At 59.3% G+C, this 15,022-nt stretch carries 12 protein-coding genes; 7 read left to right on the top strand and 5 right to left on the bottom strand.

Annotation, left to right across the window (positions count from 1 at the left end; all coding sequences use genetic code 11):
* The first annotated feature begins 14 nt into the window (after positions 1–14).
* Positions 15–788: a hypothetical protein gene (locus JNM28_09985; GenBank protein ID MBL8068768.1), complete on the top strand. Its 774-nt coding sequence runs from the start codon at positions 15–17 to the stop codon at positions 786–788.
* On the opposite strand, the gene priA is transcribed toward JNM28_09985, so the two are convergent.
* From priA to JNM28_09965, 4 genes are all read right to left on the bottom strand, one after another.
* Complete coding sequence (gene priA / locus JNM28_09980; protein ID MBL8068767.1) at positions 785–3,187, bottom strand: primosomal protein N'; 2,403 nt, start codon at positions 3,185–3,187, stop codon at positions 785–787. The two genes, JNM28_09985 and priA, sit on opposite strands and share 4 nt — an antisense overlap.
* 72 nt (positions 3,188–3,259) lie before the next feature.
* A complete protein-coding gene (locus JNM28_09975; GenBank protein ID MBL8068766.1) occupies positions 3,260–5,668 on the bottom strand; it encodes an extracellular solute-binding protein in 2,409 nt (802 codons plus the stop codon).
* Between the two features lie 103 nt (positions 5,669–5,771).
* Positions 5,772–6,386 (bottom strand): PEP-CTERM sorting domain-containing protein, encoded by a 615-nt coding sequence (locus JNM28_09970; protein ID MBL8068765.1) that lies wholly within the window; start codon positions 6,384–6,386, stop codon positions 5,772–5,774.
* A 177-nt stretch (positions 6,387–6,563) separates the two neighbouring features.
* A complete protein-coding gene (locus JNM28_09965; protein ID MBL8068764.1) occupies positions 6,564–7,145 on the bottom strand; it encodes a PEP-CTERM sorting domain-containing protein in 582 nt (193 codons plus the stop codon).
* Positions 7,146–7,360: 215 nt separating this feature from the next.
* Here JNM28_09965 and recA point away from each other — a divergent pair, with 215 nt between their 5' ends.
* The 6 genes from recA to JNM28_09935 all read left to right on the top strand — a co-directional run bounded on the left by recA (position 7,361) and on the right by JNM28_09935 (position 14,246).
* Positions 7,361–8,419: a recombinase RecA gene (gene recA, locus JNM28_09960; GenBank protein ID MBL8068763.1), complete on the top strand. Its 1,059-nt coding sequence runs from the start codon at positions 7,361–7,363 to the stop codon at positions 8,417–8,419.
* On the top strand, positions 8,416–8,862 hold the full coding sequence (locus JNM28_09955) for a RecX family transcriptional regulator (GenBank protein ID MBL8068762.1): 447 nt from the start codon (positions 8,416–8,418) through the stop codon (positions 8,860–8,862). Before recA ends, JNM28_09955 begins: the two co-directional genes overlap by 4 nt.
* 18 nt (positions 8,863–8,880) lie before the next feature.
* Positions 8,881–9,654, top strand: coding sequence for a TIGR00282 family metallophosphoesterase (locus JNM28_09950; protein MBL8068761.1), 774 nt, complete (start codon positions 8,881–8,883; stop codon positions 9,652–9,654).
* A gap of 28 nt (positions 9,655–9,682) precedes the next feature.
* Positions 9,683–10,645, top strand: coding sequence for a PKD domain-containing protein (locus JNM28_09945; protein ID MBL8068760.1), 963 nt, complete (start codon positions 9,683–9,685; stop codon positions 10,643–10,645).
* 18 nt (positions 10,646–10,663) lie between these two features.
* Entirely contained in the window at positions 10,664–11,548 is an 885-nt protein-coding gene (locus tag JNM28_09940; GenBank protein ID MBL8068759.1) for a phosphatidate cytidylyltransferase, read from the top strand.
* Positions 11,549–11,654: 106 nt separating this feature from the next.
* A complete protein-coding gene (locus JNM28_09935) occupies positions 11,655–14,246 on the top strand; it encodes a valine--tRNA ligase (protein ID MBL8068758.1) in 2,592 nt (863 codons plus the stop codon).
* Here the strand turns inward: JNM28_09935 and JNM28_09930 are convergent.
* The gene (locus tag JNM28_09930; GenBank protein ID MBL8068757.1) at positions 14,196–14,951 is read right to left on the bottom strand and encodes an MBL fold metallo-hydrolase; all 756 of its coding nucleotides are present in this window, start codon (positions 14,949–14,951) and stop codon (positions 14,196–14,198) included. The two genes, JNM28_09935 and JNM28_09930, sit on opposite strands and share 51 nt — an antisense overlap.
* Between the last annotated feature and the right edge of the window lie 71 nt (positions 14,952–15,022).

The raw sequence follows: 15,022 nt of genomic DNA, 5'->3' as shown, positions 1-15,022 counted from the left end.
GCCCCTCCCCGCCCGTGTTCTATCTCCAACGCCATGGATCGCCCGACCAGGAAGGGCCTTACAGCTATGAGTACCTTTTGCGGATGGCAAAGGGGGGTGGGCTCACGGCCGACGATTTGCTTTTTCCCGCCGAAGGGGGTGAGCCGTTCCGGGCCGGCGACAACCTCGAATTCGGCGATCTGCCCCCGGGTGGGCACGCGGAGCCGGAGGCAGAAGCCGCAGTGCCTGGCGTGATGACCGATGGGGGTGCCCCACCGGTGCTTGGCCCGCAAAAAGCCTCCCAAGGGACGGTTGCCGTCATCGTGGCCGTCGTGGCCATCAGCCTGTGTTGCATCCCTGGCTTCCTGCTGTTCCAAGGGGGCGGGCAAGGGGCCGGCGGGGGCTTGGTCGGCGGCGGAGTTCCCGGTGTTCAGTCGATGGATGCGATCAGTGCCCTCAACCGGGTGACCGAGGCGACGATCCAATATTGCAACGACCACGACGGGTTTTTCCCATCGGGCATGGATTCGGACAAATGGAAGGACCAGATCCGGCCCTACTTGGAACCGGGGAGCCGCTTGGATGCCGGGCCGGGGCTTCCGATTGAAGCCAACCCGAACTTGAGCGTGATCCGCCAGGGTTCGGTGATCGACCCCCGGCAAACCCTGATGTTTTTCATCCGCAAGCCGGTGTTTGGGAACCAATCCGCCGTTTCCAATGTCTCGGGCCGAACCGGTTATGTGGATTCGGAAGGATTGGAGAAGTCGATCCGGGGCAACATTTACAACGTCCCGTTTCGCAACCGCTAGACTAGATTGTTGGGGTCGACATCGACCGTGACGCGGGCCTTTTGGGTTTTGAGCCCCTCCAACGCCTGGGCGACCGGGCCGGGGTCGGCACCGGGTGGGAGTTTGACCAGAATGTGCCTCCGGTGGAGGTTGCTGAGTTTGCTGAGCGGGCAATCGACCGGGCCCAAAACAGGGGCATCGGGGAGGGCGAGCTTGATTTTTTGCCCGGCAACGGCAGATAGGCCATACACCTCGTCCCGATCAGGCCCGACGAACAGCACATTCACCAACCGGACGAAGGGTGGGTACCCCGCCGCTTGCCGTTCTTGGATCAAGTTGGCATAAAAGGCCTCATAGTCGTGGCTTTGGGCCATGACGACCGACGGATGATCCGGAGAAAGGGTTTGGATGACGACCTGCCCGGCCCTTTGGCCGCGTCCTGCCCGGCCGGCGACTTGGCTCAGGAGCTGGAAGGTGCGTTCGCTGGCCCGGAAATCGGGGATGGCGAGGCTGATGTCGGCGGCAATCACCCCAACTAAGGTGACATTGGGGAAGTCGAGGCCCTTGGCCACCATTTGAGTGCCAACAAGCACATTCAATTCTCCCGTGCGGAACCTGGCCAGCGTGTCTTCCAATGCGCCTCGTTTGCGGGCAATGTCTCGATCCAGCCGCGCCACATTGGCCCCGGGGAACTGCTCCGCAACCGACTGCTCGACGCGCTCAGCCCCAATGCCGAAGGCCTTGACGCGGTCGCTACCGCATTCGTCGCACGATTCGGGGGCGGGCATCTGGTAGTCGCAGTGGTGACACCTTAGCTTGCCATCCCGCCGGTGGAGCGCCAATGCGACGGCGCAGTGCGGGCACTGAAACCGTTTGCCGCAGTCGCGGCAAACCACAAACGGGGCAAATGCCCGGCGGTTGAGGAACAAGATGGCTTGTTCTCCCCGGGCCAGCGTCTCATTGACCGCTTTGGAAAGGCGGGGGGAAAATACGCCGGCGGATCGGTCTTTGTAGCCTTCCCGCAAATCTTCGATGAACACCTGCGGCAGCTTGGCGCTTGCTGCGCGGCCCGGGAGCTTCAGAAGTTCCATTTCCCCGCTCAGCGCGGCATGGAACGATTCGATGGCCGGGGTTGCCGAACCCATTACCACTGGGCACGCATACTCTTGGCCGAGGAATCGGGCCAGGCTTTTTGTGTGGTACCGGGGCAGGTTTTCCTGCTTGTAGCTGGCTTCGTGCTCCTCGTCCAAAACGATCAGGCCGAGGTTGTCGAGCGGAGCGAACAGGGCGCTCCGTGGGCCCAGCACAACCGGGGCTTCGCCACTGGCCACTCGGAGCCAGTTTTCCATCCGCTCACGGGCCGATAGGTTGCTGTGCAGCACAGCGACACGGTCCCCAAACCGGTCGCGGAGTTGGGCGACGACTTGGGCGGTGAGGGCGATTTCCGGCACCAAGTAGAGCACTTGGCGGCCACGGGACAAGGCTTCTTCGGCACACCTCAGGTACACCTCGGTTTTCCCGGATCCGGTGACGCCGAAGAGGAGGAAATCCTTGTGACGGCCGCCTTTGACCTCGGCACAGATGGCGTCGATGGCTGCTTGTTGGTCGGGGTTGGGGAGTGGCGGAGGTTTTGCCGCCCTCGGGCCGGATTCCGGTTCGACGAGCAGCTTTTCTTTAACCAAAGCCTTGAGTGTGGCGTCGCTCACTTGTCCAAGGGCCTTGATCTCGTCGGTGGAGAAAGCGACCCCCTCGGACCCTTGCAACCGCATGAGGGTCACGACCTGGGCTGGCCGTTTCTTGGCGTGTTTGGTGATATAGGCATCGACTTTTGCGGCGTCGGCGGTGAGTTGGTATGCCTCGCCGGCCTGGCGGCGAGAGGCAAACGGCTGCACGCTGGCAACGGGCTCGATGAGGCCGCGCGCCCGGAGCGCGTTGAGTGTGCTTTTGAGGCCCCTTGGGATCACCGTCCCCTTTTTTTCGACCAACGGCTTTTCGGCCAGCGCCAACAAGGCTTCTTGTTGGGCCGTGGTCAGCGGTGATTCCGGGGCCTTCCCGGTCGGCCTCCATTCGCGGGTGAGGCGGTCTTTGATCCCTGGGGGGGTTGCCAGGCTCAAACAAACCGGTACGGGGGAGAGGGTTTGGCGGGCGGTTTCATAAACGAGCCCCACCCCCTGCTTGGGAAGCGAGAGGTTGGCGATTTTGGAGCCGAGCGGTTTGAGGTTTTCCACCGGGAAACCAAGTTCGAGGTCGAAGATTTCTTTGACGGCCAAGACGTAACCGACGGTCTGCCGGGGGCCGAGCGGCACCATGTAGGCTTCTCCGACTTGGGTGGCCGGGGTGGCGGCATAGGTGTAGACAGCCTCGGCCCCCGCCATCCGGGAATCCAGTCCGACCTCTGCCACATGGATGCGTTGCGCCATTCCTCAGGGGTTACTGTATCCGCATTTTCTGGCCGGTCTGGGCAAATTTGGGGGGCTATCGCCCGGCATCGCTTACCGTCCAGCCGCCGCGGAAAACTTCATCCGGGTCAGGTTGCGGATCTGGACCAGGGTGAACCCGATGAGGATGGCGCCGAGAACCCAAGCCGCGGCCGTGGCATAGCCGAACTTGAGGTACATGAAAGCGATTTCCCAAACTTCAAGGCCGATCACCCGGGTTGCCCGGTTGGGACCGCCGCCGGTGAGAATGAAGATGTTTTCCATCGCCTTGAACCCCGCAATGAAGACGCCGAGGAAATTGATGAGCATCAGGGCGCGCAACCCGGGGAAGGTGATGAACCAGATCTTTTGGATCCATGTGGCCCCATCCAGATCGGCGGCTTCATAACGTTCGTCGGGGATCTGTTTGAGTGCGGCCAGGTAAAGGATCGACCCCGGGCCGGCTCCAGCCCAGATGCCCGGGATGACCACGGCAAACATCGCCAATTGCGGCGAACCGAGCCAATCCATGGCGAGGGGCACATGTTTGACATGCCACAGCGAATCCCAAAAAGCCAGCGGCAAATCCAGGGCGGAGTTGAGGACGCCGTGCTCGGATTTGTCGTAAATCTGCCGCCAGAGGAAGGAGACGACGATGGCGCTGGTCATGGCCGGGAGGTAGAAGATCGTCCGAAACAGAAGTTTGAACCGCGGGATTTCGTTGAGGGCAATGGCGAGGAGGATCGGGAGCAAAAAACCCACGGAAATGGTCAATCCCACATAGACGAAGCTGTTCCCCAATGACTGCCAAAAGATCGGCTGGGTGAAAACGTCGATGAAGTTGTCGAGCCCCACCCAGCGGGTCTCTTTCATGATCCTGTAGTCTTGGAAGGCGATGGTGAGCCCCTTGAGGAGGGGGTAGTAGGCCCAAACCAACAGGCTCAAAACCGCCGGGGCCAGGCAGAGAGCCACAAATCTCAGGGCGCGGCGGCGGTCGGTTCCCGCCGGCAGGCGGTCTTGGACTTCTTCCAAGTGCTGCGAGGCACTGCGGAACCCGCGGTACACCAATACCCCGCCGATCAAAGTCGCCGCGATGAGGATCCCCAGCGCCCAAGTCCGGCGGACTTTTTGGATCTCAGGCGGGGTGTAACCCAACAACACTTGGTCCATTTCGCCCTGCACTTGTTGCAAAATCTCCATGGCTGGGCGGTCTGGTTGGGTTCGAGCCAAATCCATCGCGGTGTCCAGGACGGTGTAGACCTGGCCGCAATTCCGGCCGTAAGGTTCGGGTTTGCCGTGTTTGAACAGCTCCCGGTTTGCGGCGACGTAGCTTGGGTCGACGGTGGCGGCATACCGTTCGTAACCGAATTTGTTGAGCAGGTCGGGGTTGACCAGGTTCGCCATCCCAAAATCGACGAACTTGTCCGTCGAAACCTTTGCGGCCCTCTGGCTCACAAAGTAATCGATGAACCGCCAGCAGGCGTCGAGCTTTTTGGGGTCTTTGACGTTGGCGTTGATGGCCCACATCCCGGCGTTAATCTCGTTCCAGCTCCCACCGGGGCCGGCGGGCATTTGCGCAATGCCGATGACGCTGGGCGGCAGGCTGGATACATTGAGAACGGTATCTTGGGAATAGGCAAACCACATGCTGGTCTTGCCCGCCGTGATATCTTGCGCATAACTAGTGCCGACGCTGGCGGCGGGGCCATAAGTTTTGCCGCCCGTGACCCATTTAGCGGTCGTCAGCTTCCGATAGAACTCGAGCGCGGTTACCCCGGCTGGGGTCGCAATGGTGGCGCGCCAAGCCCCGCTGGGGGTCGGCTCAACGATTTCGCCGCCCGCCTGCCACATGAAATTGACCCAAAAATACGCCTGCCCCTGGGGTCCTGAGCTAAACCCGAACCCGCTCCGGCCCGGTGCCGATTCCGTCAACTTTTGGGCATAGGCATAGAATTCATCCCATGTTTTGGGTGGCCGGTTGGGATCCAATCCGGCTTCGATGAAATGGTCTTTCCGGTAATAGAGGGCCTGGGCGACTTGGAAATACGGAAGGGCATAGATGTGCCCGTCGTAGCTTTTGATAATGTCGAGGATCGTCGGGTTGACGGGGTCCATGACTGACGGGTCTTTGGCAACCAAGTCGTCCAGCGGGCGGCAGAACCCTTGGTCAATGTAGTTGTAGTACTGGCGAAAGTTGACATAAAAAACGTCGGGGGCCGTGTCGCCCGCCATGGACATCAGGAAATTACTTTCGGCCTTTTCCCCGCTGAGTTCAAGACCTCCGGCATTGATCACCTGGACATCGGGGTTTTGCCGGTGAAATTCTTCAAAAACGGCCCGCCTGGCGAGGGATCTGGGGTCGGTGGCATTGGGCGATGGCAACCCTTGGCCCGAAGCCATCATGCGGATCGTGGTGACTTCCTTGGCTTGGGCAGGGGCAACCGCCGCAAACAAGGCGACGACGACGGCCAGCCACCACTTCATAGGGTTGGATTATACGCAGGGCGGCGGCACACAGGCACCGCATGGGCTGCACCCAACCCTCTAAGGGGTGCGGCCCACGCGGCTTGAATGCCTGATGTCTGGGTTAGCGCGCGCGGCGCCGGGCGGTGAACGCCGCAACCCCAAGGGCCAGCAGGGTCATGGAAGCCGGCTCTGGCACCACGTCGGCCGATGAGGTCATCGAAGCCGTGTAGGTGTGCACGTTGCCGTTGTAGACGGGGTTGGCGAAGGAATAGGCGATGACCTCGTTGGTCAGGTTGCCGTTCAAAGCACCAAGGCCGGAACCGCTGAACGTCACATTGTTCCCGGTCAGGTCGGCCGCTTGGGCCGTCGCGGGTTCAACAAGGGTGGCAGAGTCGAAATTGACTTGAAAGACCGGATTGTTGATGTCGGTGTCCCAGTACCGGATTTCTCCCGCGCCGAGCGTGAGGATCGTCAACGGGCCGACCACTTGGACATTGGTGATGGCCATATTGGCGACCGACATCGTCAGGTTGTTGTAATTGCCTGCCAAGACCGGGATGCTCAGGTTCAGGCCCGGCAACGCCCAACCGCCCATCACGGTGTTGGTGTTGTAGTCGATTGTGAACACCTGAGGCGCTCCGACAGAAGGATCGTCGTGGGTGGCAATGGTGACCGCTTGGGCCGCCGAGACACCGCATAAGGCGACAACGAGGGTTGTGATTTTGAGTGTATTCATTTTTGCTCCTCTCGAATCACGGGCCACCCAAAGAGGGCAGATCCCGTTGCCTCAACAGTATCAGGTCCGGCCAACGGAATGGGAGGAAAACAGGCACCCTAACGATCAGTTAACAAAATAACCGGCAAGATTGCTGGGAATCTTGCCGGTCGGATGGGATGTTTGGGCTCTTGGAGCTTACTTGCGCTTGCGCTTGGCCAGGGCCGCCAAGGCAAGACCGGCAACGGCCATGGTCGCCGGTTCGGGCACCACGTCGGCCGACGAGGTGAACGAGGCGGTGTAGGTGTTACCGTTGGGCGTTTGCACCGGGTTGGCAAAACTGAACGCGAACTGGGCGTTTTGGAATTGCAGCCCGTTGACCGCCGAACCGCTGAAGGTGACGTTATTGCCTTCGATGTAGCTGCCGCCAAGCCCAAACGGTTGGAAAATGGTGGCGGAGTTGAAGTCGATTTGGAACAACGGATTGGCGACGTTGGTGGTATAGAACACGACGCTGCCGGCACCCAGGGTGTTGCCGGTTTTGGTCACCGAGTTCATTTGCATCTTGACGTTATTGAACGATTGAGAAACCACCGGCACGTCGAGAGTCAGGCCGTTGCCGGTCCAGGAGCCAGTGACGCTACCGTTGGCGCCCGGCGTCACAAAGAACAAGGGGGTGGACCCGTTGAGGGCCGGATCTTGATGGGTGGCGATCGTGACGGCATTGGCCGCGGCGAAAGCACCGAAAGCCAGACCGATGATGAGAGCTTGTTTGAGCATTTTTTAGCACCTTCCTCCGCAAAGCGGAAACCGAATCAATGCGCTGTTTCCAGCAACATGGACACGATATCAGGAAAGGCGCAAGATATGCGCCATGCCGTGCCAAATTTGGGAAGAACGGCCTGAATTCCAGTAATATTGACGATGTCGATTTCATGTCTTGCCTTTTGTCTGCTAACTATGTATACTGATGTTTACCAAAAGGAGAATTGAACGTGCCCCCAGAAAAAAACTCCCAATCCGACAAAGACCGCAACCTCGAATTAGCCCTGCAACAGATTGAAAAATCGTTCGGCAAGGGTTCAGTGATGAAGCTTGGCAGCCAGACAGCCGAGAAGATCGCCGCCATTCCCACCGGCTCCCTGGCCCTTGATTACGCTTTGGGGATCGGCGGGGTGCCGCGTTCTCGGATCACCGAAATCTATGGCGCTGAATCGAGCGGGAAGACAACCGTTGCTTTGCAGATCATCGCCGAAGCGCAAAAGCTTGGCGGCATGGCCCTGTTCGTGGACGCCGAACATGCGTTGGACGTGGAATACGCCAAGGTTTTGGGGGTCGACACAGACCGTCTTTATGTTTCGCAACCAACGACTGGTGAAGAAGCCTTGGAGATCATGGAATCGATGATCCGCAGCGGCGCCATGGATGTGGTCGTCCTGGACTCGGTGGCCGCGCTGGTGCCCAAAGCAGAGATCGAGGGCGACATGGGCGATGCCCATGTCGGGATCCAGGCGCGGATGATGTCTCAGGCTCTCCGGAAGCTGGGTGGGGTTGTGAACAAGACCAAAACCTCGGTGATCTTCATCAACCAAATCCGTGAGAAGATCGGGGTGATGTTCGGCAACCCGGAAACAACCCCCGGGGGCCGAGCCCTCAAGTTCTGGGCGAGCTGCCGGCTTGAGGTGCGACGCGGCGAGTTTTTGAAATCGGGGACCGAGGCCTATGGGGCCCGAACCAAGGTCAAAGTCGTCAAGAACAAGGTCTCCCCGCCATTCCGCCAGGCGGAGTTCGACATCATTTTCGGTCACGGGATTTCCACAGCGGGCGACGTTCTGGATCTTGCCGTCATGCATGAGGTCGTGAGCCGGGCCGGAACTTATTACAATTACGGCGAAACGCGGTTGGGCCAAGGCCGGGAAAACGCTCGGGCGTTCTTGGACGAAAACCCGCAGCTCCTGACCGAGCTCGACCAGAAAGTCCGAACGATCCTTGGCTTGCCGACAACTCCGCTCGACCCGCCCGAGCTCGGCGCGCTTGTCAGCCTTGAGGATTGACCTTGGCCGAGCAGTCGGCCCTGCAGGCGGCCCTCTCATGGTTGGAGAGGGCCCACCGGTCGGAACCAGAACTCCGCAACTATCTTGAACGTAAGGGGTTTGGGGCTGCCGAAACTGCCGAGGCCCTTGAAAAGTGCCGGGGCTATGGTTATCTGGATGACGAGGCACTGGCTAACCGCGTCCAATCCGCCATGAAGAGGGGGCTTGCCGGGGACCTTAAAATTTTGGACCGGCTTGAAAAACGCGGGCTCGATGCCGAGGTCGAATCCAGCGATGCCGTCCAGAGAGCCCTTTTGGCGCTGGGCCGCCGCTTCAACGGGCAGGAATCGAGTGCAGACCCGAAAGTCTGGGCAAGGGCTGCCCGCCATCTCGCCGGAAAGGGGTATCGGGAAGAAGAAATTTGCCGGGCGCTAGAGATGTACTTTCCCGGCTGCGAGTTTTGAGCCGGTACCATCTGCCTTGTGGAGAGGTACCGGATTTTGTTCTTGGGCGACGTCGTTGGCCGGCCCGGCCGCGATGCAGTGCTTGCTGAACTTCCGTCCTTGCGGGCAGAATTCGACCCCTTGTTCATCGTGGTTAATGGCGAGAATGCCGCCGCCGGAATGGGGATCACCCCTAAAATCGCCGCCGAGCTGTTTTCTGCCGGAGTGGATGTGGTCACATTGGGAAACCACGCCTTCAACAAACGGGAGATCTACCCCTATCTTGATTCCGGCGCCGCAATCATCCGTCCGGTCAATTTGCCGGAATCGGCACCCGGCCGGGGCATCTGCCATGTTCAAAAAAAGGGGATCGAACTCGCGGTCATGAACATCCATGGCCGAGTCTTCATGGATTCATTTGACGACCCGTTTGCGGCGTTCGACCGGTTGGACGCCCAAGTCCAGACCCGTCACCGTTTTGTCGATTTCCACGCGGAGGCGACCAGCGAGAAAGTGGCGTTTGGGTTCCATTGCGATGGCCGAGCCACCGCGGTGGTCGGCACGCACACCCACATCCAAACCGCCGACGAAAAGGTGCTACCCGGCGGTACCGCCTACATCACGGATGTCGGCATGTGCGGACCCTATCCAAGCGTGATCGGCATGGATCGGCGGATAATCTTGCAAAAGTTCCGCACTTCCATGCCCGCCCGCTTTGAAGTCGCGGACGAACCTGGTGTAATCTGTGGGGTGGTGATAGACGTCCAAGTCTCCACCGGAGCGGCGTTGCGCATCGAGCGAATCCAACGCTAACCTTGCAAGGGAACGGAAAATGAAGCTGATGACAAAGATGATGGGGCTGGCCTGCTTGGTCGCGTTTGGGGCTTTGGCCCAAGCCCAGACGGTTTACGACCCCACGCGCACCGCCGCCGACCAAGGGTTGAAACTTGTTGGTTGGGGGAGCGGTTCCGTGGCCGAAGACGATTCGGTGGCCTATGATGGCGGCACTTCGATCCGCATCTCGAGCCGCAACTTCTTCCAAGGTGGCAAAATCATGCTCCTCAAACCGTTCGATATGAGCGGACTTTTTGAAAATAAAGACAACTTGTTGCGGTTTATGCTCAACATACCCAACCAAGGCTCGCCCACCACGGGCGGATCTAACCGCGGTGGCCGGGGTGGTGGCGGCCTTGCCGGGGCCGGGACTGCCGGCGGCGGCGGGGGTGGTGCTGGTGTCGAAGGAGGCATCGGCGGCGCACCGGGAGGGGCAGGTGGCCCGCAAGCCACCGACCAGTCTAAACCGGTGAGCAAAATCCGCGTCGTCTTTACAACAACCGACGGCAAGCACGGTGAAGTTTATTTGGATGTCTCGACCAGCTTGAAGGACGAACGCGGTTGGTTCTCGGTCGGTGTTCCTTTGCAAGCGATCAACGGATTGGCCAACACGAACAAGGTTCTTGCCAGCATCTCGGTCAGCCTTGATTCGGTTGCAACCGTCTATCTCGGCCAAGCGTCGATTTTTCGGGATTCGACCCCTGTTTTCGCCGACCCTAACGTGCGAGAGTTGAATTTGGGTTATGGTGATGAGTTCACCTTCACTGCCTCTGGTTCGGCCGGGGCAACCCCGGTGAAGTTCCTTTGGGATTTCGACAGCTCGGACGGGATTTCGGTGGATGCCGAGGGCCCCTCGGTCAAGCGCCGGTTCCGGACGGCGGGCACGTTCACCGTGACTTTGACGGCCGTCGACATTTACGGCCTAAAGCAACCCTACAAAACAACGATCCAAGTGACGGTCAACCCGTAGCCGTATAAGGAAAGGATCATGTCATCGGCCGGCGGCCCGCACCTGAGCGCAGATTCGGTGTCGGCCGCCGTTTCCTTTCAAAACCTCTCCAGCCGGGTTCGGACGGCCGTCCTCTTGGCAGCAGGGAGCCTCGCTGCCATCCTGGCAACCCCAGAGTGGCCCATTTACCTGCTTGCGGGGGCCGTGAGTTTATTTGCCGCTTTGGAGATCGACGAAATCCTCGGCGGGCGCAACCGAGTGCTGGCACTTTTGGCCATGGGCGGTTCCCTTGCCGTGGTGTGGCTCCTTAGTTTGTTCATGGCCGCACCTTTTGCGGCATTGGCCGTAGTTTTGGCCGGCACCGTCGGCCTGGCGCTCCGTATCCGGCGGGGCAAGCCCAGCGCTCTGGATGGGCTCTCTTTTGGCTGGATTGCTGGCCCGGTGGCTTGCGCCATTTGGCTCCATAACGCCTCTGCCGATTCTTCCCGCCTGTTTTCCCCCAACCTGCTGGCCGTTGTGGCCCTTCCGCTGTGGCTTGGCGACACGGCCGCCTACTTCTTTGGCAAAAAGTACGGAAAGCGCCTTCTCGCCCCCGGGATATCGCCCAAGAAAACGGTTGTGGGTTCGATGGCGAATTTGGTGGTTTCCGTCTTGGCATCCCTTGCCGTCGGGGCCGCACTCAACCAGCACTTGGTGGAACCGGTTGCCACCCCCATTTTGTTGGCCGTCGGGCTCACGGGGGGCATCTTGGGCCAGATCGGCGATTTGCTAGAAAGCGCCCTCAAGCGGAGCGCGGGGGTCAAGGATAGCGGGAATCTGCTCCCCGGGCATGGCGGAATCTTAGATCGGATCGATTCCTTTCTGTTTGCCTCCGTCCCCGTGTGCCTGATTCTGTGGCTTCTCGCCCGCGGGAGTTTCACGTGAAACACACCTGGCGTCTGAATTGCGGGTCCACCTAACGGTTGGACCCGTTTCACGTGAAACACCGGTGGTAACCTAACCGGGTCTACACGACAGGTAGGTGCACAACATGGAGCAGAAATCAGGTTACGACGCCAAGGGCGTCGAATCCAAATGGTACTCGCGCTGGGAAGAATCCGGCGCTTTTTCGCCGAAATCCGGCAGTGATCCCTATGTGATCACAATTCCCCCGCCCAACATTACAGGGTCTTTGCACATGGGGCACGCCCTGTGTTACAGCATCCAAGACCTGTTGGGAAGGTACCACCGCATGCGGGGCCGGCCCGTTTTGATCTTGCCTGGCCAAGATCATGCCGGGATTGCAACCCAAAGTGTGGTGATCAAGCAGCTCAAAAAGGCTGGGGTCAACCCGTTCAGCCTTTCTCGCGATGAGTTTGTCGAAAAAGTTTGGGAGTGGCGGAATGAGTCGGGTAATGCCATCCTTAACCAGTCCCGGTCGCTTGGTTGCGCTTTTGATTGGTCGCGCACCCGGTTCACGCTCGACCCGCAATACGCCGAAGCCGTGCTTAAGGTGTTTATCGACTGGTTTGATGCGGGCCTTATATACAAAGGGCTACGGGTGGTCAACTGGGATATTGCCCTCAAAACCAGTGTCAGCGATATCGAAACCGAGCGCAAGGATGTGGCCGGCAAGCTTTACCATATCCGTTATCCGTTTGCCGATGGTTCGGGCGACGTCGTGATTGCCACAACTCGGCCCGAAACGATGCTTGCCGATGTTGCCGTGGCCGTGCACCCCAAAGACGCGCGATACACGGGCCTGGTCGGCCGGATGCTGAGGCTGCCGCTCGTCGATCGGGAAATCCCCTTGATCGCCGATGAATACCCCGACCCCGAATTCGGCACCGGGGCCGTCAAGATCACGCCGGCCCACGACCCCAACGACTACGAAGTGGGCCAGCGCCACAACCTGGGCATCCCTTGCATGATGGATGAGTCGGGCAAAGTAACCGAAATCGGGGGGCCCTACGCCGGTTTAGACCGACTTGAGGCGAGAAAGGAGGTTGTCGCTGACCTGGAAGAGCAGGGATTCCTGGTCAAGGTGGAAGACCATTCGATCCCGATCCTGGTTAGCGAGCGGAGTGGGGAGATCATCGAGCCTTTGGCCAGCGAACAGTGGTTCGTCTCGCAAAAGCCGCTTGCTGAGCGTGCCATCCACGTGGTGGAATCGGGTGAGGTGACGTTCCACCCGCCCCGATACAAAGATGTCTATCTGGATTGGATGAACAACATCCGGGACTGGTGCATTTCCCGCCAACTGATGTGGGGCCACCGCATCCCCATCTATTACACTGAGTCGGGCCGGGCCGTGGCCGCTTTGAGTTGGGAGGAGGCAGAGGCCAAAGCCGGTGAACCCATCGCGAGCCAAGAGAAGGATGTCCTCGACACCTGGTTCAGTTCTGGATTGTGGCCCTTTGCCACAATGGGGTGGCCAGAACAAACAGAAGACCTGGAAAGGTACTTCCCCACCGACGTGCTGGTGACGGCGAGGGACATCATCTTCCTCTGGGTGAGCCGGATGGTGATGATGTCGCTCTATTTCACCGGAAAAATCCCGTTCAAAGACGTTTATATCTATGCCACTGTTCTGACGGAAAAGGGCGAGCGGATGAGCAAAAGCCTGGGAACGGGCGTCGACCCCATGGGAGTTGTGGAATCCAAAGGGGCGGATGCCTTGCGGTTCACGCTGCTAAGCCAAAGTGGATACAACCAAGATATCCGGTATAGCGAACGCAAAACCGACGATGCCCGGAACTTTTGCAACAAGATTTGGAACGCTTCCCGGTTCATCTTAATGAATCTGGAGGGGTATGAGGACTCCCAACCAGCCAAATTGGATACGTTGGACAGGTGGTTGTTAAGCCGGCTGGCGCAGTGCGAAGAGACGGTTCGGACATCCTATGAGTCTTATGACATCCAGGCCGGAATGGCTGCTTTATATAAGTTTTTCTGGAGTGAGTTGTGCGATTGGTATATTGAACAGTCCAAAGTCCGGCTCCAAGACCCTGCCAAGCGGCAGACCCCGCAATGGGTTTTGTTGCAGGCCCTCTCCACCTTCCTCAAGATGATGCACCCGGCCATACCGTTCATTACAGAAGAGGTTTATGCCCTGCTCCCCTTGAGTGGCAAGGCCGGGCACCTGATGGATGAAACCTGGCCAAGTGTCCCATCCGAATGGTGGGACCAGGAGTCTGAATCCAAGGTCGAATCCTGGATTGAAATGACCCGGGCCATCCGTGCTTTGCGGGCCGATGTCGGGTTGCAGCCGCTCAAATCATCGCCGCAGCTGTACTGCAGCGAAAGCCTCGGCGATGGCGCCGAATTGATCCGCGGGCAGGCTTGGTTTGATGACCTTTTGGTTGGGCCCGCGCCAGGCACCCATGTCACGGTGACGTCGCATGGGGTTGACTTCCACATCCCGCTCGAAGGGGTCGATGTCACCAAGGAATTGGCCCGGTTGGAGCGAGAGGTTGAAAAGACTGCCGCGGAGCTGGCCAAGCTCTCTGCCCGGTTGGAAAACCCCAGTTTTGTCGAGCGAGCCAAGCCGGAAGTTGTCGAAAGGGAGCGAGCGGCTGCCGCAGATCTTGCCTCAACGTTGGAAAAGCTGGAAAAGCGGCGGGCGGTCTTCGGCGGGGGCTAACTTCAGCCGGCCGCCACCATCGGCAAAGAACCGGACTGACCCGTCCCGGTCTGTGCGGAACACTTGGGCGCCGGATGCTGCGGCCCTTGCCGTTGCTTCCTGGGTCGGGTGGTGCCACTGGTTGTTGCGCCCGGCACTGAAGACGACGAATGCCGGCTTGATGGCGGCAAGCCATTCGGGACTCATCGATTGGCTGCTACCGTGGTGCCCTGCTTTGAGGATTCGCGCCGGCTTTGCCCCCTGGGCAATCCACTGGGCTTCGACTAATGATGAAGCATCGCCGGTCAACACGGCGGAATCAGTTCCGAAGTGGAAAATCAGGTAGGGCGACTGATCGTTGTCGTTTCGGTCGCTTTGCAAGATGCCAGGCATGCATTCGACCGTCAATCCGGGGAAATCAAGGTTTATTGCGCTGCTATAGACAACCAGTTGGTCGGACCTGACGCCAGCCTCGATCAAGAGCTGACGGTGGGCGTCGTCAATACCGGCCGGTGTGACCATGACGACATGGTCGACAGAAACCCGCTTGAGAAGCGATTCCAGCCCACCAATGTGGTCTTGGTCAAAGTGGGTGAGGAAGACGGCATCGAGATGGGTGACCCCCTGCTGGCGCAGTTCCGGCAATACCAACCGAGATCCGGAATCAAACCTCGGGTTGCGTGGACCCACGTCTACCAAAAGGTGGGTGTCTTTCCTGTTAACCAAAATACAGTCACCCTGGCCAACTTGGATAAATGTAAGTCCATCATGTGGTTGGTGGGACCAAATATCGGCAA

The sequence above is a fragment of the Armatimonadota bacterium genome (genome assembly GCA_016789105.1).
Taxonomy (GTDB): domain Bacteria; phylum Armatimonadota; class Fimbriimonadia; order Fimbriimonadales; family Fimbriimonadaceae; genus UphvI-Ar2.
The sequence above is the reverse complement of the archived record's forward strand: the minus strand, read 5'-3'. Positions and strand labels throughout refer to the sequence as shown.

Coding starts and splice junctions, on each gene's coding strand:
- JNM28_09945 (MBL8068760.1), top strand. CDS start 9,683: ATGACAAAGATGATGGGGCTGGCCTGCTTGGTCGCGTTTGGGGCTTTG.
- JNM28_09975 (MBL8068766.1), bottom strand. CDS start 5,668: ATGAAGTGGTGGCTGGCCGTCGTCGTCGCCTTGTTTGCGGCGGTTGCC.
- priA (MBL8068767.1), bottom strand. CDS start 3,187: ATGGCGCAACGCATCCATGTGGCAGAGGTCGGACTGGATTCCCGGATG.
- JNM28_09935 (MBL8068758.1), top strand. CDS start 11,655: ATGGAGCAGAAATCAGGTTACGACGCCAAGGGCGTCGAATCCAAATGG.
- JNM28_09965 (MBL8068764.1), bottom strand. CDS start 7,145: ATGCTCAAACAAGCTCTCATCATCGGTCTGGCTTTCGGTGCTTTCGCC.
- JNM28_09940 (MBL8068759.1), top strand. CDS start 10,664: ATGTCATCGGCCGGCGGCCCGCACCTGAGCGCAGATTCGGTGTCGGCC.
- JNM28_09970 (MBL8068765.1), bottom strand. CDS start 6,386: ATGAATACACTCAAAATCACAACCCTCGTTGTCGCCTTATGCGGTGTC.